Below are 23,800 nucleotides of genomic sequence, written 5' to 3'. Positions count from 1 at the left end.
GGACCGGGATGGACGCACCGCTGGTGCACCAGTTGTTCCGCCAGGAGCACAGCTGGGTAGCTATGTGCGGACGGGATAAGCGCTGAAAGCATCTAAGCGTGAAGCCCCCTCCAAGATGAGACTTCCCACAGCGTCAAGCTGGTAAGACCCCTCAAAGACGATGAGGTTGATAGGTTCGGTGTGGAAGCGCGGCAACGCGTGGAGCTGACGAATACTAATCGGTCGAGGACTTATCCACTCCATAATCCACTGCCAACCATGCGTATCCAGTTTTCAGGGAATGAGGTACGGCCTTCTCAACAATGTCGTTGGGAAGGCTGTTTTGTTTTGCCCCCTCTTATTCGCAAAAGAGGGGGTTGTTTTTTTGCATTTGCTTCAGAATAACCATAGGCAGGGTGTGCGCATGGCTATCGAGAAAGCACTCCACGAGATATCGCTCCGCATAGGCGGGAGATAGGGCCAACTCCCCCCACCACTCCGTTTCGTACCGGCAGAGCATGCTGAGCACGTACAGAATCAGGTAGTGGCTGGCCCAGATTGGCAGAAGAAGCGTTTCCGGCGCACCGTTCCAAAAGTACAGGGAGCCGTGATGAAAAGAAAACAGCGGGTGCCTCTCCCATTCCGAAAGAGCGGTCGAAGGGACAACAGCTTCCTTGCCGGTGCCGTCCACCCATTGAAACAGGAAAGCGTCGCAGCCGTCGGGAGCAAGCCGCCGTACATACTGCCGAAACGTCTCGGGAGAATACGCAAGCGGCCCGTCAGAACCGGCGGGGAACGTCACCCGGAACACGGTCCCCTGTTTGTCGTCGTGCAGCTGCGCGATGTCCAGACCAACGCGGACCCACGGCGATTTCCTTCCGGTAACGGCTGCATACGGACCGCCCAACTCCGACAAGGACGCAAACAGCTCATCCAGCGAGTACCGATCCTGCAGGGGCGTAGGGCCGAATAGACGGGCCAGATGGGCGAACAACCCTTCCTTTTGCGGACGCACTTCATCCTCCAACAGGTGGTAAGCACCGCGCTTCCGCTTGCGTGTGGTCACGCCGTGCTGCAGCACGCGGCTGTTTTGCGGATAGTCGGGGTCGCAGGTAATCAGCCATCCTTTCAGCAGATGCACATACCCGTAAAACAGCAGCAGCGGCCGAACCGAAAGCGAGGCGCCATGAGCCGTCTCGTAAAACTGCCGCGCCTGCTGCCAGGTGTAAAGAAAACGGGTGCTCTGGTGGAACGCCAATCGATCGGGGTGCGGCAGCCCCCTGGTTTGGTAGCAGTGGGACAAATACCTGCGCGCGGCTGGCTCCGTTTCCAGCAAGCGCAGCGCGGACCAAGCATCCTGCATCGACATCACCTTTGGTTAACTTTCGTATTATGGTAACGCTTTCCTGATGTTTTTTTTGATTTATCTGGATAATTGATGGTATACCCGAACGATACAAGCTTTCCTTGACAGTAAATTAAGCCGTTTGTTACACTGGCGATAAAATATTTTGGCGAAAGGAGCTTATTACTGTGCGGGAAGACAAATTCGTGAAAGAAGGTTTGACGTTTGACGACGTTCTCCTCATTCCGGCCAGATCGGAAGTGCTTCCCCGAGACGTCGACATCACGACGAAGCTGAGCGAAAACGTTACCTTGAACATTCCCCTGATCAGCGCCGGCATGGACACGGTGACAGAATCTAAGCTCGCTATTGCCATGGCTCGTCAAGGCGGTATCGGGATTATTCATAAAAACATGACCATTGAACAACAAGCCAGCGAAGTGGACCGCGTCAAGCGTTCGGAAAGCGGCGTCATTACCAATCCGTTCTCGTTGACTCCGGACCATACCGTCGCCGATGCGGACGAGCTCATGGGCAAATACCGCATTTCCGGCGTCCCCATCGTCGATGAGCAGAACCACCTCATCGGGATTCTTACCAACCGTGACCTCCGTTTTGTGCACGACTTCTCCACTCCCATTAAAGATGTCATGACCAGAGAAAATCTGGTGACGGCTCCTGTCGGAACGACGCTGCAGCAGGCGGAAGCCATCCTGCAAAAACACAAGATCGAGAAGCTGCCCCTGGTGGACGAAAACAACGTTCTCAAAGGGCTGATTACCATCAAGGACATCGAGAAGGCGATCCAGTACCCGAACGCGGCCAAGGACAAGCAGGGACGTCTGCTTTGCGGTGCGGCAGTCGGAGTGTCGGCCGACACGTTTGAACGGGCGGAAGCGCTGGTGAAGGCCGGCGTTGACGTGCTGGTAGTGGATACCGCACACGGCCACTCCGTCAACGTCATCAATACGGTGAAAAAGCTGAGACAAGCCTATCCGGACCTCACCATCGTGGCGGGAAACGTGGCTACCGGAGAGGCGACCCGCGACCTGATCGAAGCAGGCGCCTCCGTGGTAAAAGTAGGGATCGGGCCCGGCTCCATCTGTACCACCCGCGTCGTGGCCGGTATCGGCGTACCGCAGATTACCGCCATTTACGACTGTGCCCGCGTTGCCCGCGAGTACAATATTCCAATTATTGCCGACGGCGGCATCAAATACTCCGGTGACCTGACAAAAGCGATCGGAGCGGGCGCGTCGGCAATCATGATCGGCAGCCTGTTCGCCGGAACCGAGGAAAGCCCGGGCGAATTCGAGATTTACCAAGGCCGCCGGTTCAAGGTGTACCGCGGCATGGGGTCGATCGGCGCGATGAAAGCGGGCAGCAAGGACCGCTACTTCCAGGAAAACGAACAAAAACTGGTTCCGGAAGGCATCGAGGGCCGCGTCCCGTACAAAGGACCGCTGGCTGACGTTGTCTATCAATTGATCGGCGGACTGCGTGCCGGCATGGGCTACTGCGGGGCCAAAACCATTCAGGACCTGATCGACAACGCCCAGTTCGTCCGCATCACCGGTGCCGGTCTGCGGGAAAGCCACCCGCACGACGTGCAGATTACCAAAGAAGCACCCAACTACTCCATTTCCTAGGACGATCGACGCAAAAACCCCTTTCACGATTGGAAAGGGGTTTTTTTCTAGTCTCCGACACGGACAAACAGGTCGAAACAAGCTTCAAGGAAGGCCTGCTTGTATGGTACACTTACATTTGTGTGCTCATGCCAATCGTGGCGAAGAACGACAGAAACGGGAGAGTGAGTAAAGCAAATGAAACAAAAAAGATGGACAAGGCGATTGATGGGGCTGTTCCTTTCTGTCGCTGTGTTTTTGACCGCGTGGGGCGGCATGGCCGTTGGCGCAGGAGCCGCACAGCCCAACCTGCAGTTGGCGGTTAAATCGGCCATTCTGGTGGAAGCGTCCACGGGCAAGGTGCTGTACTGCAGCAATCCGGACGTGCCGCTGCCGCCGGCCAGCATGAGCAAGATGATGACCGAGTACCTCGTGCTGGAAGCGATTAAACAAAAGAAAATCAAGTGGGACGAAAAGGTCCCGGTGAGCGAATACGCCTTTTACATCGCAAAAATGCCGGATTCCGCCGGCGTCTACCTGAACATGGGCGAGTCCCATACCGTCAAGGATCTGTACAAGGCCATGGCGATCGTGTCCGCCAACGACGCGACCGTGCTGCTTGCGGAAAGAGTGGGCGGCAGCGAAGCCAACTTCGTGGCGATGATGAATAAAAAGGCCAAGGAACTGGGGATGAAAAACACCTCGTTCGTGACGTCGACCGGTTTGCCCACCGACGATCTGGGACCGTACGCACCGCAAACCGAACAAAAGGAAAACATGATGTCGGCACGCGACTCCGCGATCCTGGCCCGCGCGCTGATTCGCGATTTCCCGGAAGCATTGGAATACTCCAAAATTCCGGTGCTGGCGTTCCGTGAAGGTATGCCAAACGAGATCAAAAAGAAAAACTACAACTGGATGCTTCCCGGACTTCTCAACTACTATCCGGGGGTAGACGGCTTGAAGACCGGCTATACGCAGGCGGCGGGACACTGCTTCACCGGTACGGCAACGCGGGACGACATGCGCCTGATCAGCGTCGTCATGGGGGCAAACGGCGAGACGAAGCGCTTCGAAGAGACCAAAAAGCTGTTGGACTACGGCTTCAGCAACTTCAAGCTGACCAAACAGTTGGAGAAGGGAGCCGCGGTGAAAGGCTATGAAACCGCGCCGGTGAAAAACGGTGTGGACCTGACCGTACCGGCTGTAACGGGCGAAGAGGTAACCGTCCTGACCAAAATCGGCGAGGACACCAAGTTTACGCCGGTCGTGACCTTCCAGGATCTGAATGCGCCGCTGACGAAAGGACAGGTCATCGGGAAAGTGGCCTTTAAAGAAGAAGGGGCAAAGGACAGCGACTACCTGCAGCCGGAGGACGCGGCCAAGGCGGGCGTCAACCTCGTGGCCGGTCAAGATGTGGAGGAAGCGAGCTGGATTCGCCTGTTCTTCCGCAGCATCATCCAGTTTATTAGTAACATTTTCAGCAGCGTCACGGGCAAATAGGTGGTTGTGCCGAAAATCGCACTTCGTTTACAATGGTGAATATTAAGACAACGTTTGCAACAAACGTGCAGATCCTGAGTCCACTTGGGTAGGAGGCAAAAAGCATGGTACAAGTAGGAACGTCCCGCGTTAAAAAAGGTATGGCTGAAATGCAAAAAGGCGGCGTCATCATGGACGTCGTGAATGCCGAACAAGCAAGGATTGCGGAAGCGGCCGGTGCCGTGGCCGTTATGGCACTGGAACGCGTACCGTCTGATATTCGCGCGGCCGGCGGCGTGGCGCGCATGGCTGACCTGGGCATCGTGGAAGAAGTAATGAAAGCCGTATCCATCCCGGTCATGGCCAAGGCACGGATTGGCCACTTCGTTGAAGCGCGCGTGCTCGAGGCGATGGGCGTCGACTACATCGACGAGAGCGAAGTGCTCACTCCTGCCGACGACATGTTCCATATCAACAAAAAAGACTTTACGGTTCCGTTTGTCTGCGGCGCCCGCGATCTCGGCGAAGCACTTCGCCGCATCGGTGAAGGCGCATCCATGATCCGCACCAAAGGGGAGCCGGGTACCGGCAACATCGTGGAAGCGGTTCGCCACATGCGCACGATGCAGGCGCAGATCCGCAAAGTGCAAAGCATGTCCTACGACGAACTGATGGCGGAAGCGAAAAACCTGGGTGCTCCGTACGAACTTCTGGAATACGTTCATAAAAACGGCAAGCTGCCGGTCGTCAACTTCGCCGCCGGCGGTGTGGCTACGCCGTCCGACGCTGCGCTGATGATGCAGCTCGGGGCAGACGGCGTGTTCGTCGGCTCCGGTATCTTCAAATCGGAGAATCCGGAGAAATTTGCCCGCGCCATCGTCGAAGCGACGACGCACTACACCGACTACGATCTGATTGCCCGCGTCTCCAAAGGACTGGGTACGGCTATGCCGGGCATCGAAATCTCCAAACTGCGCGAAGCGGATCGCATGCAAGAGCGCGGCTGGTAAGGTGGACAACATGAAAATTGGCGTACTTGCCCTGCAGGGGGCTGTTGCTGAACACATCCGCATGCTGGAAGAGGTCGGAGCAACAGCGGTCCCGGTGAAAAAAGTGGAAGAGCTCGACGATCTGGACGGTCTGGTGATCCCCGGCGGGGAAAGCACCACGATCAGCAAGTTGATGCACAAATACGGCTTCATGGAAGCCATCCGCCAGTTTGGCGAAGCCAAAAAGCCGATTTTCGGCACATGCGCCGGCGCCATCCTGCTGGCCAACCGCATCAATGGCCAGGAAGACTGCCACCTCGGTCTGATGGACATGAAGGTGGAGCGCAACGCGTTTGGACGTCAAAAGGAGAGCTTTGAAGTCGATCTGCCCGTGGCGGGCATCGCTCCCGATTTTCCGGCTGTCTTCATTCGGGCGCCGTACATCATGGAACTGGGAGAAAACGGTCAGGTGCTGGCGAAGTACGAAGACAAAATCGTCGCCGCCCGCCAAGGCCATTACCTGGCGGCTGCCTTCCACCCGGAACTGACGGAGGATGCGCGCATCCACAAATTCTTCCTCGACATGGTGAAGGAGTACCGGGCCGATAAAGTTCAGGCCTGATCCCACACCGCAGCAAAAACCGGTACCGTCCGTGGTGCCGGTTTTTTTGTCAACCGCCTCCTTTACACAGGTATAGAACCTGTAGTACAGTTAACAATAGAAGTACGGATAAGGAATGCGATGATGAGGCTAGTACTTTGCATGAGCCAGGCCCAGAGAGTCGGTGGCGGGTGAAAACCGATCCGGCGTGCAAAGGAATCCACCTCGGAGTGGCAAAGGTTCAAACTTTGCCCGGAACCGTCCCGTTACGACGGATGAGAGTGGGCAAATGCGGATGGAAACGTACGACGCATTTGTCAACAAGGGTGGCAACGCGGGTATACGACACTCGTCCCTTACAGAGGGGACGGGTGTTTTTTACTGTCCTGCCCGCAGGTGCGTCTGATGCGGGAAGTGTGCCGCAGGAACGCGCGCTTTCCGATCGCCCTGCAAAAAGGGGTTCGACTGGACAAAAGAAGCTTTCCAGTGATCATAGGGATTAGGAGGGATTTCCATGCTTGACGTGAAAGTTTTGCGCAGCGATTTGGAAGAGGTAAAACGCCGGTTGGCACATCGCAACGAAGACATTTCCGCGCTGGACCGGTTTGCCGAAACGGATGAAAAGCGGCGCCAGGTGATTCAAGAAGCGGAATCGTTGAAAAATAAACGAAACACGGTCTCCGAACAGGTGGCGATCATGAAGCGCAACAAGGAAAACGCCGACCACCTGATCGCCGAAATGAAACAGGTAAACGAGCGCATCAAGGCGCTGGACGAAGAACTGCGCCAGTTGGACGAACAATTGGAGCAGATCTTGTTGAGCCTGCCCAATCTGCCGCACGAGAGCGTGCCGATCGGTACGTCGGAAGAAGACAACGTGGTGGCCTGGACCTGGGGCGAACCGCGCCGTTTTGCGTTTGAGCCGAAGCCGCACTGGGAGCTGGCTGCCGATCTGGGCATCCTCGACTTTGAAGCGGCGGCGAAAGTAACCGGCAGCCGGTTTGTCTTTTACAAGGGGCTGGGCGCGCGTCTGGAGCGGGCGCTGATGAACTTCATGCTGGATCTGCATACCGGCGAACACGGCTACGAAGAGATTTTGCCGCCGTACATCGTCAACCGCACCAGCATGACCGGCACCGGCCAGCTTCCCAAATTTGAGGAAGACGCCTTCAAGCTGGAGGGGCCGGATTACTTCCTGATCCCGACAGCCGAGGTGCCGGTGACCAACATGCACCGCGACGAGATTCTCGACGCAGCCGACCTGCCGCTCTATTACGCCGCGTACAGCGCTTGTTTCCGTTCCGAAGCGGGCTCGGCCGGCCGCGATACGCGCGGACTGATTCGCCAGCACCAGTTTAACAAGGTGGAGCTGGTGAAGTTCGTCAAACCGGAAGACTCCTACGACGAGCTGGAAAAACTGGTGAAAAACGCGGAAAAAGTGCTGCAGCTCCTCGGCCTGCCGTACCGCGTGATGAGCATGTGCACCGGCGATCTCGGGTTTACCGCCGCGAAAAAGTACGACCTGGAGGTATGGATCCCGAGCTACAACACCTATCGGGAAATCTCCTCGTGTTCCAACTTTGAGGACTTCCAGGCGCGCCGGGCCAACATCCGGTTCCGCCGCGACGCGAAGAGCAAGCCGGAGTTCGTCCATACGCTCAACGGCTCCGGTCTGGCAATCGGCCGCACCGTGGCCGCTCTGCTGGAAAACTACCAGCAGGAGGACGGCTCCATCGTCATTCCGGAAGTACTGCGTCCGTACCTGGGCGGCCTGGAAAAGATCGCGCCGAAGGAAAGCCGCTGACGGCGTGCGGCGCACAGACAACCAGCATAGGGAAAAACGGCTCTCTGTCCACGGGATGGAGAGCCGTTTTTGTTTGTGACATCAGCGGCGGAATTTTTTGAAAATGCTGTTGCTTTGTACGAATCCCTGTTATATAATAAAAACAAAACAGTTGATTATTGTATTAATACAGGAATGGAGGGAACGATAATGAACTGCTCTCGGTGTGAAGGAAACGGCGAACAAAATTGTCCGCAGTGCGGCGGGGCCGGCTATGACGAGCACGGGGTGGCGTGCCATCATTGTCACGGTGACGGCTGTGTAAGCTGCAGCCACTGCAGCGGCAGCGGGTATCTGGATTAAGGCCATTTTTTTTTGCTGGTGCTGTACTATAATAGTCTGCATCATTTGTCGTCTGTATCATAATAACGTTCCGGTTCAGGAGAGGAGGAACCTGCTTTGACTACGCTGCACACCAACCATTATCCTGCCGAAGTGACCATCACCGGCGAGCTGCCGCCGCAGTATGGGGAAATTCTCACCCCCGACGCGATTCGATTCTTGATCAAACTGGAGCGGGCGTTTGGCGAGAGGCGGCGGGACCTGTTGAAACAGCGGAGCAAACGGCAGGAGGAGATTGACTGCGGGAAGCTGCCCGATTTTTTGCCCGAGACCGCCCACATTCGCAAGGCTGATTGGACAGTGGCTCCCCTGCCGCCCGACCTGCAGGATCGCCGGGTGGAAATTACCGGTCCGGCCGGCGACCGCAAGATGGTGATCAACGCGCTCAACTCGGGAGCCCGGATGTTTATGGCCGATTTTGAAGACGCCAACTCGCCGACATGGGCCAACACAATCCAGGGACAAATCAACATGCGGGATGCGGTGAGACGCACCATTACCTACACCAGTCCGGAAGGCAAGCAGTACGCGCTGAAGGACAAAACGGCTGTGCTGATCGTCCGTCCGCGCGGCTGGCATCTGGAGGAAAAACACGTGCTGCTGGATGGGCAGCCGCTCTCCGGCAGTCTGTTTGACTTCGGACTGTATTTCTTCCACAACGCCCATGTCTTGCGGGAAAACGGATCGGGCCCGTACTTTTACCTGCCCAAATTGGAGAACCACCTGGAAGCCCGGCTGTGGAACGACGTCTTCCTGTTCGCCCAGGACGAACTGGGGATTCCGCGCGGCACGATCAAGGCGACGGTGTTGATCGAAACGATCCTGGCCGCGTTTGAAATGGATGAGATCCTGTACGAGCTGCGGGAGCACAGCGCCGGACTCAACTGCGGCCGTTGGGACTACATTTTCAGCTACATCAAAAAACTGCGCAACCAGCCCGATGTCATCCTCCCCGACCGCGCTTTGGTGACGATGACGGTGCCGTTCATGCGGGCGTATACCACGCTTGCGGTCAAGACGTGCCACAAGCGGCAGGCGCCCTGCATCGGGGGAATGGCGGCGCAAATCCCGGTGAAAAACGATCCGGTCAAAAACGAAGAGGCGCTGGCCAAGGTGCGGGCCGACAAGGAGCGGGAAGCCTACGACGGCCATGACGGCACGTGGGTGGCCCACCCCGGATTGGTGCCGGTGGCGATGGAAGTGTTTGACCGCCTGATGCCGGAAGCCAACCAGATCTGGTACAAGCGGGAGGATGTGCAGGTCACGGCTGCCGATCTGCTGGCGGTGCCGGAAGGGCCGATTACGGAAGAGGGGGTGCGGACCAACATCAGCGTCGGCATCCAGTACATCGAAGCCTGGCTCCGCGGCCACGGCGCCGTGCCGATCAACAACCTGATGGAAGACGCGGCTACGGCGGAAATTTCCCGCGCCCAGGTCTGGCAGTGGATTCGCCACCGCCGGGGCGTGCTGCCGGACGGGAGGAAGATTACCGCCGGACTGGTCAAACAGTGGTTGAGCGAGGAACTGCAAACGTTGAAACAAGCCATCGGCCGGGAACGGTACGAGAGCGGCAAATACCAGTTGGCGGGCGAATTGTTTCTGCGGCTGGTGACGGCTGACGAATTCGAAGAGTTCTTGACCATCCCGGGCTATGGCTATCTTGAATAAAAAAAGGAGTGGAAGAGGATGAACAAGCAAGAGGCGATCAGACAGTTGGAGGAAAGCTGGAAGGCGGAGCGCTGGAAGGGAATTGTCCGCCCGTATACGGCAGAGGACGTCGTCCGGCTGCGCGGTTCGGTGCAGATTGAACATACCTTGGCGAGATTGGGGGCGGAGCGGCTGTGGCACCTGCTCAACACGGAACACCACATCAAGGCGCTGGGGGCCCTCACCGGCAACCAGGCGATCCAGCAGGTGAAAGCGGGCTTGAAAGCCATCTACCTGAGCGGCTGGCAGGTAGCGGCCGACGCCAACCTGGCCGGGCACATGTACCCCGATCAGAGCTTGTATCCGGCCAACAGCGTTCCCCAGGTGGTCAAGCGGATCAATCAGGCGCTCCAGCGCGCCGACCAGATCCAGCAGGCGGAAGGGACCGGCGACATCTACTGGTTTGCGCCGATCGTGGCTGACGCGGAAGCGGGCTTCGGCGGACCGCTCAACGTGTTTGAGCTGATGAAAGGCATGATCGAAGCGGGAGCCGCCGGCGTTCACTTCGAAGACCAGTTGGCTTCGGAGAAAAAGTGCGGCCACATGGGCGGCAAAGTGCTGATTCCCACGCAGTCGGCCGTCCGCAATCTGGTCGCAGCCCGCTTTGCCGCTGATGTGATGGGCGTGCCGACCGTGATCGTCGCCCGCACGGATGCCAACGGCGCCTTTTTGATCACCAGCGACATCGACGACCGCGACAAGCCGTTCCTCACCGGCGAGCGCACACCCGAAGGATTCTTCCGCATGCGCGGCGGGCTGGACGCGGCCATCGCCCGCGGCCTCAGCTACGCGCCGTACGCTGATCTGATCTGGTGCGAAACCTCGGAGCCGAACATGGAGGAAGCACGCCGGTTCGCGGAAGCGATCCACGCGCAATTCCCGGGGAAATTGCTCGCGTACAACTGCTCCCCGTCGTTCAACTGGAAAAAGAAGCTGGATGAAGATTCCATCGCCCGCTTCCAGGATGAACTGGGCGAGATGGGCTACAAGTTTCAGTTCGTCACTCTGGCCGGCTTCCATACGCTCAACCACAGCATGTTTGAGCTGGCCCGGGGCTACCGCGAGCGCGGCATGGCCGCCTACTCCGAGCTGCAGCAGGCGGAGTTCGCGAGCGAGGCGTACGGCTATACCGCGACCCGCCACCAACGGGAGGTCGGCACCGGCTACTTCGACGAAGTGGCACAGGTGATCGCCGGCGGCACTTCGTCGACCACGGCCTTGAAAGGCTCCACCGAGGAAGAGCAGTTTACCCATAGCTGATGAAACGGAGGACCGGGGCATTGTCCCTGGTCCTCCCATTTGCAAAAAGTCGTCATCCTTCATATAATTAAGGTAGGTGCATTACGTCCTCGTAGCTCAGCAGGATAGAGCAGCAGTTTCCTAAACTGCGTGTCGGAGGTTCGAGTCCTCTCGGGGACGCCATAAAAACCGCGCGATGGCGCGGTTTTTTCTCTTTTTACGGATTGTGCTGCTGCAGAAATAGCACCCCCATAGAATCCAAACAGGCATCGCCAGAATGACACTAAGACTGATCATTTTTTATCATGAAAGTTCCTCCTTTGGTTGTAAAAACAGACCAGTTTTCCTCTTTCTTGTAATGAATCTGAAAGGAAAACGTATATGGCTATCTCACGGGATGATCCAGTTCCACTTTGGCCGAGACACACTGCAACCTTTATTAACCCCCTGATTGTAGCGTATGGCGCAGGTATTCCACTACAAAAAACTGGCAATATTTTATTAAGAATTCACACAATTTTAACATCGGGCTTATTCATTGCTCCCATTTATGAGATACAATGAAAATGACTACCGTGAGAAGAAAGGGGTATACTCATTGAACTTGGTATTGACCGAAAGACAATGTCGAGTATGTCAGGTTCGTCTAACGGAGTACGAAATTGAAAATAACAACGAGCTTTGCATGGATTGTTATAAAGAAAACCGTGAAGATACAGGAACGAAATCGGACCTGGGCAAAAAACCGTCTCTCTGATGGGAGACGGTTTTTTCGTGGCGTCCAATCCGTGTATGGGCGGTTTGGGTTCAGAAGAAAGGCGGCTTCAGTCGGGGAAGAACGCGTCGGTTTTTTCCGTGTCAAAAGCGGCATCGCTTCAAACAAACGCGCCGCTTTTTCCATGACAGGGCAGGGACGAACAGGCAGCCCTTTCCCGGCAAGCCGCTTTACGGAACAGGTGTCGGGGGCTGCTGCGGGACCAACTGATCCAGGCTCTTGAATTCGTACCCCTGCTTGCGCGCCTCGTCGATGATTGCGCCCAGCGCTTCCGCGTTGTCGCGGGAGACGGCGTGCAGCAGGATGACGGCACCCGGGTGAAGCTGCGAGATGACGTTGTCGTACGCGTACCGCCAGCCTCTCTGCACCTTGGTGTCCCAGTCTTTGTAGGCAATCGACCAGAAGACGCTGGTATAGCCCAACTCCTTGCAGGCGGCAAGGGAGCGGTCGCTGAAAATTCCCCGGGGCGGACGCAAAAAGCGCATCTCTTTTTGACCAGTGATCCGGGCAACTTCCGTCTGTACGTTTTCCAACTCCTCCCTGATGCGGGCGTTGGGAATTGTCGTCATGTCGGGGTGGCTCCAGGAGTGGTTTCCGATGAGATGCCCTTCGTCCGCCATCCGTTTGACCAGTTCCGGCTGGTCCTTCACGTAATGTCCGGTCACAAAAAAAATGGCCGGCACCTTTTTGGCCTTGAGCGTGTCCAAAATTTGCCCCGTGTAGCCGTTTTCGTACCCGTTGTCAAAGGTAAGAAACAGTTCTTTTTTGGTCGTATCCCCCAAAAAGATGGCCCCGTGCTTCTCCACAACGGACTTGAATCCTTCCTGGTCGATGGAAGGAAGCTGGCCGTCCCTGCTCTTTTTAAAGCCAAAATGGTACGCCGTATCCGGATGGGCAGCCGCATGTGCCGTAACGATGGTAACGAGCAGCAAGACAGCGGAAAGAATGGTGAAGCGCTTCAAGGTAACCCGCCCTCCTTTGTGACAATAGGCTTCCCTTTTTCTCCTAGCGATATTGTCCCAACAACGTTGGCAAGTTATGTACCTACCGTGACCAGGCTCTTTTGGAAAAAAACAACGCGACGCCACAAACAAAACGGCCTTCCCCTGCCGCATGGACCGGGAAGGCCGGACGTCCTCAGACCTCCTCCCAGGGAACGGGTCGAGGGGCCGGAATGGGATACTGCTCGGAGCGATCGGGGGTTCCGGCTCGGGTCTTGTCAACGGAACCGACCGGAACCTTGTCTTCCACTTCAAAAATGGCCTTGGCCCTGTCCTTTTGGCCGGGCATGGAGCACTCACCTCCTGACGATTCCATTCACTAGCATGCCGATCTGCAGGAGGCGGCATACGGGCGGGGGAATGGCCGCGTTTTCCGGCCCCATTTGAAATGGGCTGCAGCCGTGGACGGCATACGTCATGCCCGCCATTACGGGAATCGACAGCACGGCTCATTCCGCCTGATTGTTACAGTCCAGGTTTTGATGCAAGTAAAAAAGAGCGGTATACTGAATGAAGAATGAGGTGATTTCCATGAAGCAGTCTTCTTTGTGCCCGAAGTTTGAAAAAGCCATGCATCTGCTTGGCAAGCGTTGGACAGGGCTGATCTTGCACCAGCTTCTTTCGGGACCGCAGCGTTTTTGTGCGATTGAAGAGGCGCTTCCGATCAGCGGCAGGCTTTTGTCGGAACGGCTGAAGGATTTGGAGAAGGAAGGACTCGTACATCGGGAGGTCTATACGGATTCCGCTCCGGTGAGGGTGGAATATTCGCTTACGGATAAAGGACGCGCCCTGGAACCGATCATCAAAGGCGTCGAGAAATGGGCACAAATGTGGATCGAACTGGATCAGGAAGCAGCCAACTGAACGGACCACAAACAAAGCGCCGGACATGTGTTCGGCGCTGATTTATTGGAAAGGACCGCGTTTCGTGCGGGGACGCTTTCCTTGTCGGGACATGTTTCGGACATGCTCCGAACATGCTCCGGCGGCAGAGCGGATCAAGCGGGACGCGGGCCCCTGCCGTGGAGGCCGGCGACAAACTGGCGGTGCAGGCGTTCGCTGATGATGCGGCGGCGAATCTGGGCGAGCCGTTTTTCGGCGAGCTGCCGGGTCACTCCAAACTCCTGGGCCAGCAAGCAGGCCGGATGGGTCTGGCAGTCGGTGAGTCTCAACTTGGCTACCATGAAAAACGGCAGGGCCGCGTAAAGTTGAAACTGCGAAGCCTGAGCCTCCTGCAGGTCGCGGAACGATTTTCTCATCTCAAGCTGTTTCCCGGTGTGACCGCGCAAAATGTGACCCAGCTCATGAAAAAACTGTTCCCGCTGGACCGGCCTGGGCAGGGCGGAATTGATCGTGATGCAGCGGTAGCGGCCGGCTTCGTACCGCATCGACGGGCAAGGGCGGTACACAAGATCAATGCCGAGGGCGTCGGCGACCGCTTCCTCGCGCAGATCTCCCGCATGCCGCATCCCCAGTTCGGCATAAAAAGCGCCCACCCATTTTTCCAGATCCGTTTGTTTGTAATCGCGGAGCATGTTCATTCCCCCTTTTTGTAAAAGAACATATGTTCGGTTTTGCGACAAAAAGAAAATGCCGTGCACGGGACGGGACAGGTGTTCGGAATGGCACGTCCTGCCCCTGCCGGTCATTGTTTGTCCGACTGTCGGGCTTTCCACCGCAAATAGTCGATGTGCTTTTTCACTTCTTCAATCTCGGATGGGCTCAATCCCTCCAAGTCAAAGAACGAAATATGCTCCTCCGGGTTTTTCCGGGTTCCCCACGACGGTGTCGGGTCATCCGTTTTGCCGAGGAGGAAATCGGCGGAGACGTTGAACACATCGGCAGCTTTCGAAAGCAGATGGTTGTCCACGCTCTTTTTCTCACCCGACTCAATCCGCGAGAGCACCGTGTTGTGAATCTGCAATTTTTCGGCCAATTGGATTTGGGACCACCGCCTTTGTTCCCGGAGCCATTTGATCCGTTGACCGACTGTTGACATCATTCGTCACAACCTTTCCGCTATGGCAATAATCATTCTAACAATTTTCCATAACGGAAAACACAACTTTGTTAATTTGACAAAGAACATGTTGACTTTGTGAAAATTGAAACGGTATGATAATGGTTAAGAATTTGCTGATTTGGCAAATAAAGGGGGATGCCGATTGGACAGGGTCAACCTGGAGTTCATCGCAAGACGACGGCTCGAAACGGGGATCACGTTGCAGGACATGGCGGAATCGCTGGGCTTCAAGAACGCGTCTACCTACCTGAAGTACGAAAAGGGCGAGTACGACTTCAAGGCGAACCATCTGCCGGTATTGGCCAGAAAGCTGAAATGCGAACTGCGCGACTTGTTTCAGTGTTTGATTTTGCTGATATGACAAACAAAGAGGCGAGCAGACCACAGAACGATACGGCGAGAGATCAGTCGGGGGGGAAAGAGGTGGAAGCCCGGGAAGCCAATAAACGGCAGTTGGAAATCTGGAAAAAGACACTGGCGTACGAGCTTGCGATGATGGAGCCCCAAAGCGTTCCTGCCTGCCAGGATTTTCTCCGGCGCTTGGAGTCGTTTGAGCGGGAACTGCAAAGGGAGAGCGAAGCGGCGCTGACCGCCCCGTTTGCCGGGCGGGTGCCGTGATGAAGAAAAGCGGTTTCCCCGAACGGAAGTGCCCACGGGGAAACCGCTTCGTTGTGCTGCCTGGCGTTACCGCAGGACCGATGCGGCCATCCGCACATAGGTATGCCGTTTTCCGCGTACGGCGATGGAGTAGTGCATGATGTTTTCCGGGATGGCGATGCCGGTGTAGCCAGCGTCGCCGATGTGATACAGATCGGCCCCGGCCATTTTGCTGTTCAGCGCGATCTGGCGAATGGTCGCCTCGTCCGCCCCTTCCTGGCTGGTACCGGTGGCCAGCAGGGCCAGCGCGCCGTGGCGGTGGACCCGATCGACCATGGCTTTGGCCGCATCAAGCGTGATGCCGGGAATGGTACCGGGTGAGGGGAGCAGGATGATGTCCGCCCCCGCTTCGATAAACCCGACGATCGTCTGCTCTCCCACCAAATCACCGCCGGCTTCGCCTTCCACGCCGGCGCCGTGCATTTTCCCGGCCATGATCAACATGTCTTCGCCCATGACTTCACGGGCGGTGCGGATCGCCTGCCCGATTTCCCGGTTGGTCACTCCGGTCTTGGGGTTGCCGGTCAGGCAGAGGAAGTCAAATCCGAGCTGTTTCGCCTCGGCAAAGGTCTCCGCCGAGGCCAGCCGCCCTGGGGGCAGGGTGAGCAGTTGTTCCGCCGGTCTGGCCTGTGGATCGACCGGTTCCAGATTGAGGCCGACGGGACGTCCGATGAGCCGTTTCAGCTCGTGTACCGTCTCATCGGGCGCGGAGGCGGTCAGTCCCTCCACGTGTGGCTGAAACACGTCAAAGAAATTGAGCAGGATCATGTCGGCTCCAAAGGCGGCGGCCAGTTCCGCGTTGGTGACGCTGGGGTAGAGCGGGGCGACGGCGGAGATCACCTCGGCCACCAGCACCCGCCCTTCCGAGGCCTTGATCGCCCGCTTCAAATCCTGCCCGGTCATCTGCGAAAAATCGGAAGCAGTGCAGTCCAACAATCGTTTCATCGTCTTCCTCCCTGTGACAACAATGTCGTGCCGACATAAAGCAGCCCACCCGGCGCGGCAGGGCGTGGCCGGGTGGGAAAGTGCATCGTCGTCTGGCGAGCGTCGATACGGGGCTTACATCTTTTTGATTTCGTCCTTCAGCGCTTCCGACTGGGGACCGAAGACGACCTGTACGCTGCCCTGCCCCAGTTTCATTACGCCGGCCGCCCCGAGATCGCGCAGGCCTTTTTCGTTGACGACCTTGTCATCCTTCAAGACCAGCCGCAGGCGGGTAATGCACGCGTCCACGCTGACGATGTTTTCCTTGCCCCCGATGAGGGCCAGCACTTTTTGCGCCTTTTCCTGCATCGTGCCGCTGCCGGCCGCTTGGGCTGCCGTCCCCTCTTCGTCGTCTTCGCGGCCCGGCGTCTTCAGGTTCAGCTTGACGATCAGGAAGCGGAACAGGAAGTAGTAAACCGCGGCGAATGCCAGGCCGACCGGAATGATCAGCAGCGCGTTGGTCGACAGATGGAAGTTGACCAGATAATCGATGAGGCCCGCGGAGAAGCCAAAGCCGTGTTTGATGCCCAGGGCGTACACAACATAGCCGGAAATACCCGTCAGGACGGCGTGAACCACGTAGAGTACGGGAGCCACAAACATGAACGCGAATTCAATCGGCTCCGTAATACCTGTCAGGAAGGAAGCCAGGGCCGAACTCAGGAAGATGGCGGCGACGGCTTTCCGCTTTTCCGGTTTTGCCGTGTGGATAATGGCGAAAGCACCTGCGGGCAGGGCAAACATCATGATCGGGAAGAAGCCGGTCATGAACATGCCGGCTGATTTGTCACCGGCAAAGAAGCGCCACAGGTCGCCGTGAACCACTTTTCCGGCGGCATCGGTAAAACTGCCGATTTGGAACCAGGCGATGGCGTTGAGCACGTGGTGCAGGCCAAACGGGATGAGCAGACGGTTGCAGAAGCCAAAGATGGCCGCGCCGATGCCGCCCAGCCCGACGACCCAGTTCCCGAAGGCGTCCAATACGGATTGAATCGGTCCCCAGACGCAGCCGATGACGATCCCGATGACCACCATGAACAGAGAGGTCACGATCGGCACAAACCGCTTGCCGCTGAAGAAACCGAGCCAATCAGGCATCTTGACGTCGCGGTACTTGTTGTAGCAGTAAGCCGCTACACCGCCGGCCAAAAATCCGCCGAGAACGCCCATGTTCAGTTCCACCTTGTCATCGATGAACGGCATGGCGGCGGGCACTTTGGCCAGTACCCCCACCAGCACCTGGTAAGCCAGGACCGCCGCCAGGGCGGCAATCGCGTCCCCCGCAAAACCAATGGCGACACCCACCGCAAAAATCAAGGCCAAGTTACCGAGAATCGCAGTGCCGCCGGCATTGAGGAAGGGAGCGACGTACGTGTTCAGAAAGCCGCCCACTGTGGAGCCGAGCGGGATGTTCTTCTCGTAGTCGAGAAGACCGATGGACACCAGCAGCGCCGCTGCCGGCAGGACGGCTACCGGGAGCATGAGTGCTTTCCCGAGCCTTTGCAGAAAAGCAAGCATAGAGAAAACCTCCTTGGGATGAAAGTGATATTCAGAAAGCCGCTCTCCGGCGGAGTTCAGAAAGGAGCGATAAAATAAGGACACAGCCGGAGAGTGACTCGTCTGACGAATGGAGAATAACAGATGAAAACGTTTGCAAACGGGTGACGGCAAAACCGGTGATTCGGTTTTGCCTTTCAGTTAACGGGATACCTCTTCTGCCGTGGACAGAGAGAGCGTGTTCCACGGAGGATATACCTGTTACATCTTACATTCTTTGTCGAAAAGCTCCTTGATGGCCGCGGCCACTTCTTCCTCGTCGGCGCCGTCTACCTGTACGGTCAGTACGTCGCCCTGTGCGGCTCCCAGCGTCATGACGCTGAGGATGCTGCGGCCGTCCACCTGTTTGTCTCCTTTGGCCAGCGTGACGGTCGACCGGGATTGAGAGGCCCGGCTCACCAGCAGGGCTGCCGGGCGGGCGTGCAGCCCGCCTTCCGCCGTGACGGTTACCTGAAACTGAATCATGCTGTGCCTCCTTTTACCACGACGTTCATCAGAGGCTCCTGACCGGCATGCACGTTGGGCGGGGCGACCACCTGTTTCTCGGCGACCACATCGCCGTTGGTGATGACCACGGGCGTCACCGTGGCGCATCCTGCCTGCCGGATCGTTTCCAGTTGAAATTCGATCAGCTTGTCGCCGGCTTTTACCTGATCGCCGACGGCCACAAACGGCATAAACCCTTCCCCTTTCAATTTCACCGTATCAATGCCGATGTGCATGAGAATCTCCAGGCCGCTGTCGCTGGTCAGGGCGATGGCGTGATGGGTGGGGAACAGATGGGTTACTTTCCCGTCGACGGGGGAGACGAGCACCCCTTCGGTCGGGTCGATCGCTACGCCGTCGCCGACAACCTGCTGCGCGAAGACCGGGTCGGGCACTTCGCTCAACGGCACCACCACGCCCGTCAAGGGGGCCAGGATCGTCACTTCTTGCTGCTTTTTTTTGCGGGAAAACAAACTGCGTAACATAAGCTCCTCCTTTTGCGTCTGCTGTACGAAAAAAGGCATGAACGGGGAATCCATGCGGCATTCTTGCTATGTCCGCATGCTCTCACCGCTCATGCCTAGTCGAACTAGTAACACGCAGGTATTGATTCTGTTCATTCGCAGGGCTGCTGGGTCAGCCGGAACACGTGCATCGCCATGTACCCGATCTCATCTTCGGGTACGTTCATGTCCAGCCGCTTCGAGATGTGCCGGGCCAATTCCTCGGCCACGGCGTAGGCCTCCGGAGCGGTCTCCTTCAACCGGTCCAACAGCGGGTTGTGAATCGATTTCTGCTGCCGGATCCGTTCGCAGGCAAACCGCAGATGCGTGATGAGGCGGACGTAATCGATCGTGTTGCGTTCGATGGATCTGCCCGTCCGCTCCTCGATAATGCCGACCAACTCGGTGATGATGTTGGTGAATTGGACCGCTTTGCTCACCGGCATATAGCTGACGGCAGAATGGATGTGCAGCGCCAGAAAGCCGATCTCGCTCTCCGGTATCTCCAGGGAAAACGCCGATTTGATCATCTCGGCCGCTCGTTTGGCCAACGCGTATTCCTTGCTGTACAACGTCTGTATCTCAAACAGGAACGGGTTGACGATTTCCATGCCGTTGCGCAGGCGGTACATGGCAAACTGGATGTGATCCGGCAGGGCGACATGGACGTGTTCGTTTACGTGCGGCGTGATTTCCTTGGCAATCAGGGCAATGATTTCTTCGGCGATCCCTACTACGGCCGGGTCCACCTGGCTGAGCAGGGTCCGGTACTGCTGCTGGTGGTTTTCATTTTCCAAGCGGAAGCGTTTTTCGACACGTGCGTCGTGGGGAAGGATGGTGTTCCCGGGTTTGGTGCCGAAGCCGATGCCTTTTCCGAACAGCACAATCTCCTGGCCGGAGCCGGGTTCTTCGACGAGAACGACGTTGTGGTTCAGAACGCGCGTGATCGTATACGGTTTTTCCTGTTCACGAGACACCCGTTACCACCCACCTTACCAACAAAGAAAGAGCTGAAAAAACCTTTTTTGGGTAAAAAAAGATCTTCTCAGCTCATGCCTGCATTACCAGTAACACGCTTATGTGAAAACGCTTCACTCCATTTTCATGATAACGCACCGGATTGCCGTTGTCAATCATGCAGGGAAAAGACGCGGGCGAAGCGAAATCGTTCCCTGCCGCACAAAAAAGGCGGAAGGCTGGGCAGCGTTCCGCGAAGGGTGTTTCCTATCTGGTAAACTTGTCTGCAATGGTGGAAGCGCAATACGCGTATGGTTTGATTTCCGCCCGGAAGTGGTTGGTTCTTGCTAGACTTAGCAATGACTGGATAAACTTACGGGTAGGACCGTTTTTGCCGATGTCAAAATGCAGGCTGATGGGGATGTCGATATTGCGTTCACGCAGATAGTGGCGCAGTTCGGAAGCCAACCCCACGGCGTAAAACGCCTCCTGGAAAATGCGCTGCTGAAGCGAGGAATAATGCCGTTCCTGAAACGTATGGTAAAAAAACTTCCCGCCGCGACCGTGACGGATCAGCGTGATGACGATGGCAAAGGACGTGCCGCGGTTCCGCAGTTTCGAGTCGGCGCCGACAATGATTTCGTACGTCCCGGCTGTCGAGGATACGGTTTGCTCGATGTTGGAAAAGACGGCTGCCTTGTCCAGAAGCCCGATCGTCGGACTGTGAAACCGGTCGAACAGGACGGGGCTAACAGGGGTTACTCCCACTCACATCCCCCCTCACAGAGGTTGTATACATTCGTGCGCTTACACTGTTAATGTATGTAAACACAAAGAGAGTATGTGAATGGAAGGAGACGAAACCTCGCGCGGAACTCGGCGTTCTTTCCGGAGACGCGGAGAGCGAGGCGGCGGATTGGTTGGGCGATTACAGGGCAGGCGGCTCCATGCCCATCTGGCTCCATTCTTCGCGTGCGGGTCCGTACACGCCCGGCACGCGAAGACCGGCCTGGCGCATGAGGACGGTCATCTGTCCGCGGTGATGGACCATGTGCAGGATCAGCAGGTACAGGGTGAGGCCGTTTGGCCATTGCTCGCCGTACATCTCGCGTACTTCCTGCAGGGTGGCGTCGCTCCATTGGGACTGGATGGCTTCTACAAAGGAAGCGCTGGTTTTGCGCCACGCTTCGGCGATGTCGCGGGCGGAGGACGGCACGGGCTGGTGCTCGTCGGCCGCTTCAAATTGCAGGCCGGTGCGGGACATCATTTCGTGAACGGTGGTCACGATGTGCCAAGCGATCCGGCCCAGCGTGCGATCTTCGGCAGTGACGCGCTGCTGCAGGGACTCGTCGGTACAGGCGTCGAGAATCCGCTGGGTCGCCTGCGCCTCGTTTTCCCATACCTGGACAAAAGACGAAATGCTTGAAAACATGAAGAACCCTCCCTCAATAAAGTGATAGGAACATTTGTTCTCTATTATACTCCAGGTTGGCAGGTTTTATCCAGTACCTTTCTGTAAAAAAATGAAGGAGGTTTGGTAACGATGATGAACAAGTACCTGCCCCAGGTGGAAGAAAACCGGAAAGCGTCCTACGAGGTGGACCCGGTCTTCCTCAATCGCTGGTCGCCCCGTTCGTTCAAGCAGGACCCGGTTCCCGACGAGGTTTTGTTCAGCCTGTTTGAAGCGGCGCGCTGGGCACCGTCGGCCAGCAACGAGCAGCCCTGGCGGTTTATCCTGGCCCGCAGCCGTGAGGATAAGGAGCGCTTTTACCCGTTCATCGCGGACGGCAACCGCGTCTGGTGCGAAAAAGCGCCGGTGCTGGCCCTGATCCTGTCCAAAACGGTCAACGTCAAGGGAGCGCACAACCGGGCCCATGCGTTTGATGCCGGCGCGGCATGGGGATACCTGGCCCTGGAGGCAACCCGGCGCGGTCTGATTACCCACGCGATGGGCGGCTTTGACCCGGACAAGGCACGCGAAGTGCTGGGCGTGCCGGACGAATACGAGCTGCACGCGGTAATCGCCATCGGCTACCAAGGGGAAAAGGACGCGCTGCCCGAGCATTTGCAGGAGCGGGAAAAACCGTCGGGACGCCGGGAACTGTCCGAGACTGTGTTTGAAGGGGTATTTGGACGCACGTGATGGAGATGCAGGAACACGAGACATACATGAGAGCCGCGATGGAAGAGGCGAAAAAGGCGGCGGCCATCGGCGAGGTGCCGATCGGGGCGGTCATCGTGCGCGGCGGGGAAATCGTCGGACGCGGCTACAATCTGCGGGAGACGCAAAAAGATCCCACCCTGCACGCGGAGATGATCGCCATCCGGGAGGCAAGCGCCCGGCTCGGCGGATGGCGGCTGATCGGCTGCACGCTGTACGTGACGCTGGAGCCGTGTCCGATGTGTGCGGGAGCGATTGTGCAGAGCCGCATCGAACAGGTGGTGTACGGGGCCCGCGACCCGAAGGCAGGATGCGCAGGCACCTTGATGAACCTGCTGGATGAGCCGCGATTCAACCACCAGGTGCCGGTAGTGGAGGGCGTGCTCGCAGAGGAGTGCGGCCAGATGCTGAAAGACTTTTTTCGCGGTCTGCGGAAGAAAAAACAGCCCGGTCAGGATTGAACCGGGCTGTCCTTCTGGATATGGCGGCGAAGTAGTTCCAATTCTTCCTCGCTCAGTTCCCGGTATTCCCCGGGCAAAAGCGTCGTGTCGAGATGAAGCGGCCCCATGCGGACGCGCTGCAGGTAGACCACCTGCAGGCCAAACGCGGCAAACATCCGCTTCACCTGATGAAATTTTCCTTCCATGATCGTGACCCGGACTTCCGAGACGTCGCCGGAGGAGAGAATCTCCAGTTTGGCCGGCAGGGTCGTAAAGTCCTCCAGCTCGACGCCCCGGGCGAACGCCTCCACGTGTTGTTCGGTGACGCGTCCCTGGATGCGGGCGAAGTACTCCTTTTCCACCTTCTTTTTCGGCGACAGCAGGTTGTGGGAGAGCTGTCCGTCGTTGGTCAGGAGCAGCAGTCCTTCCGTGTCGATGTCCAGCCGGCCGACCGGGTGTACCTTGTGGCCCCACTCGTACGGCAGGAGATCCACCACCGTCTCGTGCAGGTTGTCTTCCGTGGCGGAGACGACGCCGGGCGGCTTGTTCAGCATGATGTACAGCCAGCGTTTGTAGTTGAGCGGTTCCCCCTCGACCGTGATCTCCTGCTCTTCCGGTATCACGTGCATGCCGGGGTCAGTGGCGAGGGAACCGTCTACTTCCACCAGCCCTTGCTTCACCAGTTGTTTCACTTCCTTGCGCGTCCCCAATCCCATGTTGGCGAGGACCTTGTCCAATCGCTCTCGCTTCAATTGAATTCCCCGTTTCTCATCGTTTTCGCTGTGCTGTTACTATATTGGCCCAACGCCGACGGCAAATCAAGGGGTGGCATGGATTTACTCTTGCGCTTTGGACGATCTTTTGCTATATTTAATTTTGTTTCAAGCACACAGTGGAGAGATACCCAAGTGGTCATAAGGGGACGCACTCGAAATGCGTTAGGCGTCGTGAGGCGTGCGTGGGTTCGAATCCCACTCTCTCCGCCATACAGATTGCAAGCTAAGCACAGGTTGGCAGAATCGTCCAGCTTGTGCTTTTTTATTTCCATGATTTTAACCATTTTGTAACTATTATACAAATAAAAGGATATAAAATGGAATT

At 57.1% G+C, this 23,800-nt stretch carries 27 protein-coding genes, 2 tRNA genes, 1 rRNA gene and 1 other annotated feature (1 of these 31 running past the window's edge); of the genes, 16 read left to right on the top strand and 14 right to left on the bottom strand.

The window, feature by feature from the left end; translation table 11 throughout:
* Window positions 1-238, top strand: a 23S ribosomal RNA gene (locus A6764_RS01410) (it extends 2,736 nt beyond the left edge of the window).
* Window positions 239-337: 99 nt separating this feature from the next.
* Here the strand turns inward: A6764_RS01410 and A6764_RS01405 are convergent.
* Complete coding sequence (locus tag A6764_RS01405) at window positions 338-1,342, bottom strand: YaaC family protein (RefSeq protein WP_065067557.1); 1,005 nt, start codon at window positions 1,340-1,342, stop codon at window positions 338-340.
* Between the two features lie 170 nt (window positions 1,343-1,512).
* Here A6764_RS01405 and guaB point away from each other — a divergent pair, with 170 nt between their 5' ends.
* The 9 genes from guaB (at window position 1,513) to A6764_RS01360 (ending at window position 11,338) form a co-directional block, all read left to right on the top strand.
* On the top strand, window positions 1,513-2,973 hold the full coding sequence (gene guaB / locus A6764_RS01400; RefSeq protein WP_029098099.1) for an IMP dehydrogenase: 1,461 nt from the start codon (window positions 1,513-1,515) through the stop codon (window positions 2,971-2,973).
* 177 nt (window positions 2,974-3,150) lie between these two features.
* A complete protein-coding gene (locus tag A6764_RS01395) occupies window positions 3,151-4,455 on the top strand; it encodes a D-alanyl-D-alanine carboxypeptidase family protein (RefSeq protein ID WP_264622368.1) in 1,305 nt (434 codons plus the stop codon).
* Between the two features lie 104 nt (window positions 4,456-4,559).
* Window positions 4,560-5,444, top strand: coding sequence for a pyridoxal 5'-phosphate synthase lyase subunit PdxS (gene pdxS / locus A6764_RS01390; protein ID WP_029098097.1), 885 nt, complete (start codon window positions 4,560-4,562; stop codon window positions 5,442-5,444).
* 10 nt (window positions 5,445-5,454) lie between these two features.
* The gene (pdxT, locus tag A6764_RS01385; protein ID WP_029098096.1) at window positions 5,455-6,045 is read left to right on the top strand and encodes a pyridoxal 5'-phosphate synthase glutaminase subunit PdxT; all 591 of its coding nucleotides are present in this window, start codon (window positions 5,455-5,457) and stop codon (window positions 6,043-6,045) included.
* 111 nt (window positions 6,046-6,156) lie between these two features.
* Window positions 6,157-6,384 (top strand) — a binding site (T-box leader).
* Window positions 6,385-6,538: 154 nt separating this feature from the next.
* On the top strand, window positions 6,539-7,828 hold the full coding sequence (gene serS, locus A6764_RS01380; protein WP_044899310.1) for a serine--tRNA ligase: 1,290 nt from the start codon (window positions 6,539-6,541) through the stop codon (window positions 7,826-7,828).
* A 189-nt stretch (window positions 7,829-8,017) separates the two neighbouring features.
* Complete coding sequence (locus A6764_RS01375) at window positions 8,018-8,170, top strand: hypothetical protein (RefSeq protein ID WP_160297131.1); 153 nt, start codon at window positions 8,018-8,020, stop codon at window positions 8,168-8,170.
* Window positions 8,171-8,266: 96 nt separating this feature from the next.
* Window positions 8,267-9,877, top strand: coding sequence for a malate synthase A (gene aceB / locus A6764_RS01370; RefSeq protein WP_065067559.1), 1,611 nt, complete (start codon window positions 8,267-8,269; stop codon window positions 9,875-9,877).
* A gap of 18 nt (window positions 9,878-9,895) precedes the next feature.
* Window positions 9,896-11,176, top strand: coding sequence for an isocitrate lyase (gene aceA / locus A6764_RS01365; RefSeq protein WP_143863694.1), 1,281 nt, complete (start codon window positions 9,896-9,898; stop codon window positions 11,174-11,176).
* 85 nt (window positions 11,177-11,261) lie between these two features.
* Window positions 11,262-11,338 (top strand) — tRNA-Arg (locus tag A6764_RS01360).
* Window positions 11,339-12,100: 762 nt separating this feature from the next.
* Here A6764_RS01360 and pdaA read toward each other — a convergent pair.
* The 3 genes from pdaA to A6764_RS01345 form a co-directional block, all read right to left on the bottom strand.
* Window positions 12,101-12,862, bottom strand: coding sequence for a delta-lactam-biosynthetic de-N-acetylase (pdaA, locus tag A6764_RS01355; protein ID WP_255309726.1), 762 nt, complete (start codon window positions 12,860-12,862; stop codon window positions 12,101-12,103).
* A 205-nt stretch (window positions 12,863-13,067) separates the two neighbouring features.
* Entirely contained in the window at window positions 13,068-13,220 is a 153-nt protein-coding gene (locus A6764_RS01350) for a hypothetical protein (protein ID WP_176703319.1), read from the bottom strand.
* 7 nt (window positions 13,221-13,227) lie between these two features.
* On the bottom strand, window positions 13,228-13,377 hold the full coding sequence (locus tag A6764_RS01345; protein ID WP_176703320.1) for a hypothetical protein: 150 nt from the start codon (window positions 13,375-13,377) through the stop codon (window positions 13,228-13,230).
* An 85-nt stretch (window positions 13,378-13,462) separates the two neighbouring features.
* Between A6764_RS01345 and A6764_RS01340 the strand changes: the two genes are divergently transcribed.
* Complete coding sequence (locus A6764_RS01340) at window positions 13,463-13,795, top strand: winged helix-turn-helix transcriptional regulator (RefSeq protein ID WP_029098090.1); 333 nt, start codon at window positions 13,463-13,465, stop codon at window positions 13,793-13,795.
* A 134-nt stretch (window positions 13,796-13,929) separates the two neighbouring features.
* On the opposite strand, the gene A6764_RS01335 is transcribed toward A6764_RS01340, so the two are convergent.
* Together A6764_RS01335 and A6764_RS01330 are read right to left on the bottom strand one after the other, a co-directional pair.
* Complete coding sequence (locus A6764_RS01335) at window positions 13,930-14,466, bottom strand: ImmA/IrrE family metallo-endopeptidase (RefSeq protein ID WP_065067562.1); 537 nt, start codon at window positions 14,464-14,466, stop codon at window positions 13,930-13,932.
* Between the two features lie 110 nt (window positions 14,467-14,576).
* On the bottom strand, window positions 14,577-14,930 hold the full coding sequence (locus A6764_RS01330) for a helix-turn-helix domain-containing protein (RefSeq protein ID WP_029098088.1): 354 nt from the start codon (window positions 14,928-14,930) through the stop codon (window positions 14,577-14,579).
* Between the two features lie 166 nt (window positions 14,931-15,096).
* Here A6764_RS01330 and A6764_RS01325 point away from each other — a divergent pair, with 166 nt between their 5' ends.
* Complete coding sequence (locus A6764_RS01325; RefSeq protein WP_029098087.1) at window positions 15,097-15,315, top strand: helix-turn-helix domain-containing protein; 219 nt, start codon at window positions 15,097-15,099, stop codon at window positions 15,313-15,315.
* A gap of 62 nt (window positions 15,316-15,377) precedes the next feature.
* On the top strand, window positions 15,378-15,572 hold the full coding sequence (locus tag A6764_RS01320) for a hypothetical protein (RefSeq protein ID WP_029098086.1): 195 nt from the start codon (window positions 15,378-15,380) through the stop codon (window positions 15,570-15,572).
* A gap of 66 nt (window positions 15,573-15,638) precedes the next feature.
* On the opposite strand, the gene A6764_RS01315 is transcribed toward A6764_RS01320, so the two are convergent.
* From A6764_RS01315 to A6764_RS01285, 7 genes are all read right to left on the bottom strand, one after another.
* Window positions 15,639-16,556 (bottom strand): DUF7916 family protein, encoded by a 918-nt coding sequence (locus A6764_RS01315; protein WP_065067563.1) that lies wholly within the window; start codon window positions 16,554-16,556, stop codon window positions 15,639-15,641.
* Between the two features lie 114 nt (window positions 16,557-16,670).
* Window positions 16,671-18,113: an N-acetylglucosamine-specific PTS transporter subunit IIBC gene (gene nagE / locus A6764_RS01310; RefSeq protein WP_065067564.1), complete on the bottom strand. Its 1,443-nt coding sequence runs from the start codon at window positions 18,111-18,113 to the stop codon at window positions 16,671-16,673.
* Window positions 18,114-18,353: 240 nt separating this feature from the next.
* The gene (locus A6764_RS01305; protein ID WP_065067565.1) at window positions 18,354-18,617 is read right to left on the bottom strand and encodes an HPr family phosphocarrier protein; all 264 of its coding nucleotides are present in this window, start codon (window positions 18,615-18,617) and stop codon (window positions 18,354-18,356) included.
* Complete coding sequence (locus A6764_RS01300; RefSeq protein WP_065067566.1) at window positions 18,614-19,123, bottom strand: PTS sugar transporter subunit IIA; 510 nt, start codon at window positions 19,121-19,123, stop codon at window positions 18,614-18,616. The genes A6764_RS01305 and A6764_RS01300 overlap by 4 nt, the downstream gene beginning before the upstream one ends.
* Window positions 19,124-19,254: 131 nt before the next feature.
* Window positions 19,255-20,118 (bottom strand): glucose PTS transporter transcription antiterminator GlcT, encoded by an 864-nt coding sequence (glcT, locus tag A6764_RS01295; RefSeq protein WP_044899298.1) that lies wholly within the window; start codon window positions 20,116-20,118, stop codon window positions 19,255-19,257.
* Window positions 20,119-20,365: 247 nt separating this feature from the next.
* Entirely contained in the window at window positions 20,366-20,866 is a 501-nt protein-coding gene (locus A6764_RS01290) for a ribonuclease H-like YkuK family protein (RefSeq protein WP_035296550.1), read from the bottom strand.
* Window positions 20,867-21,026: 160 nt separating this feature from the next.
* A complete protein-coding gene (locus A6764_RS01285) occupies window positions 21,027-21,530 on the bottom strand; it encodes a DinB family protein (protein WP_029098079.1) in 504 nt (167 codons plus the stop codon).
* Between the two features lie 111 nt (window positions 21,531-21,641).
* Between A6764_RS01285 and A6764_RS01280 the strand changes: the two genes are divergently transcribed.
* Window positions 21,642-22,241: a nitroreductase family protein gene (locus A6764_RS01280; RefSeq protein ID WP_044899295.1), complete on the top strand. Its 600-nt coding sequence runs from the start codon at window positions 21,642-21,644 to the stop codon at window positions 22,239-22,241.
* The gene (gene tadA / locus A6764_RS01275; RefSeq protein ID WP_035288896.1) at window positions 22,241-22,720 is read left to right on the top strand and encodes a tRNA adenosine(34) deaminase TadA; all 480 of its coding nucleotides are present in this window, start codon (window positions 22,241-22,243) and stop codon (window positions 22,718-22,720) included. The genes A6764_RS01280 and tadA overlap by 1 nt, the downstream gene beginning before the upstream one ends.
* Here the strand turns inward: tadA and A6764_RS01270 are convergent.
* Window positions 22,711-23,451, bottom strand: coding sequence for a pseudouridine synthase (locus A6764_RS01270; protein WP_044899294.1), 741 nt, complete (start codon window positions 23,449-23,451; stop codon window positions 22,711-22,713). The genes tadA and A6764_RS01270 overlap by 10 nt on opposite strands.
* A 142-nt stretch (window positions 23,452-23,593) precedes the next feature.
* On the opposite strand from A6764_RS01270, the gene A6764_RS01265 reads away from it, so the two are divergent.
* A tRNA-Ser gene (locus tag A6764_RS01265) sits at window positions 23,594-23,685 on the top strand.
* The last annotated feature ends 115 nt before the right edge of the window (window positions 23,686-23,800 follow it).

Origin of the sequence: Brevibacillus sp. WF146 (assembly GCF_001673705.2) — a bacterium.
Taxonomy (GTDB): domain Bacteria; phylum Bacillota; class Bacilli; order Brevibacillales; family Brevibacillaceae; genus Brevibacillus; species Brevibacillus thermoruber.
The sequence above is the reverse complement of the archived record's forward strand: the minus strand, read 5'-3'. Positions and strand labels throughout refer to the sequence as shown.

Coding starts and splice junctions, on each gene's coding strand:
- nagE (WP_065067564.1), bottom strand. CDS start 18,113: ATGCTTGCTTTTCTGCAAAGGCTCGGGAAAGCACTCATGCTCCCGGTA.
- serS (WP_044899310.1), top strand. CDS start 6,539: ATGCTTGACGTGAAAGTTTTGCGCAGCGATTTGGAAGAGGTAAAACGC.
- aceA (WP_143863694.1), top strand. CDS start 9,896: ATGAACAAGCAAGAGGCGATCAGACAGTTGGAGGAAAGCTGGAAGGCG.
- A6764_RS01375 (WP_160297131.1), top strand. CDS start 8,018: ATGAACTGCTCTCGGTGTGAAGGAAACGGCGAACAAAATTGTCCGCAG.
- A6764_RS01300 (WP_065067566.1), bottom strand. CDS start 19,123: ATGTTACGCAGTTTGTTTTCCCGCAAAAAAAAGCAGCAAGAAGTGACG.
- A6764_RS01350 (WP_176703319.1), bottom strand. CDS start 13,220: ATGCCCGGCCAAAAGGACAGGGCCAAGGCCATTTTTGAAGTGGAAGAC.
- A6764_RS01280 (WP_044899295.1), top strand. CDS start 21,642: ATGATGAACAAGTACCTGCCCCAGGTGGAAGAAAACCGGAAAGCGTCC.
- A6764_RS01305 (WP_065067565.1), bottom strand. CDS start 18,617: ATGATTCAGTTTCAGGTAACCGTCACGGCGGAAGGCGGGCTGCACGCC.
- pdxS (WP_029098097.1), top strand. CDS start 4,560: ATGGTACAAGTAGGAACGTCCCGCGTTAAAAAAGGTATGGCTGAAATG.
- A6764_RS01340 (WP_029098090.1), top strand. CDS start 13,463: ATGAAGCAGTCTTCTTTGTGCCCGAAGTTTGAAAAAGCCATGCATCTG.
- A6764_RS01315 (WP_065067563.1), bottom strand. CDS start 16,556: ATGAAACGATTGTTGGACTGCACTGCTTCCGATTTTTCGCAGATGACC.
- A6764_RS01395 (WP_264622368.1), top strand. CDS start 3,151: ATGAAACAAAAAAGATGGACAAGGCGATTGATGGGGCTGTTCCTTTCT.
- tadA (WP_035288896.1), top strand. CDS start 22,241: ATGGAGATGCAGGAACACGAGACATACATGAGAGCCGCGATGGAAGAG.
- A6764_RS01330 (WP_029098088.1), bottom strand. CDS start 14,930: ATGTCAACAGTCGGTCAACGGATCAAATGGCTCCGGGAACAAAGGCGG.
- A6764_RS01335 (WP_065067562.1), bottom strand. CDS start 14,466: ATGCTCCGCGATTACAAACAAACGGATCTGGAAAAATGGGTGGGCGCT.
- A6764_RS01285 (WP_029098079.1), bottom strand. CDS start 21,530: ATGTTTTCAAGCATTTCGTCTTTTGTCCAGGTATGGGAAAACGAGGCG.
- A6764_RS01405 (WP_065067557.1), bottom strand. CDS start 1,342: ATGCAGGATGCTTGGTCCGCGCTGCGCTTGCTGGAAACGGAGCCAGCC.
- pdxT (WP_029098096.1), top strand. CDS start 5,455: ATGAAAATTGGCGTACTTGCCCTGCAGGGGGCTGTTGCTGAACACATC.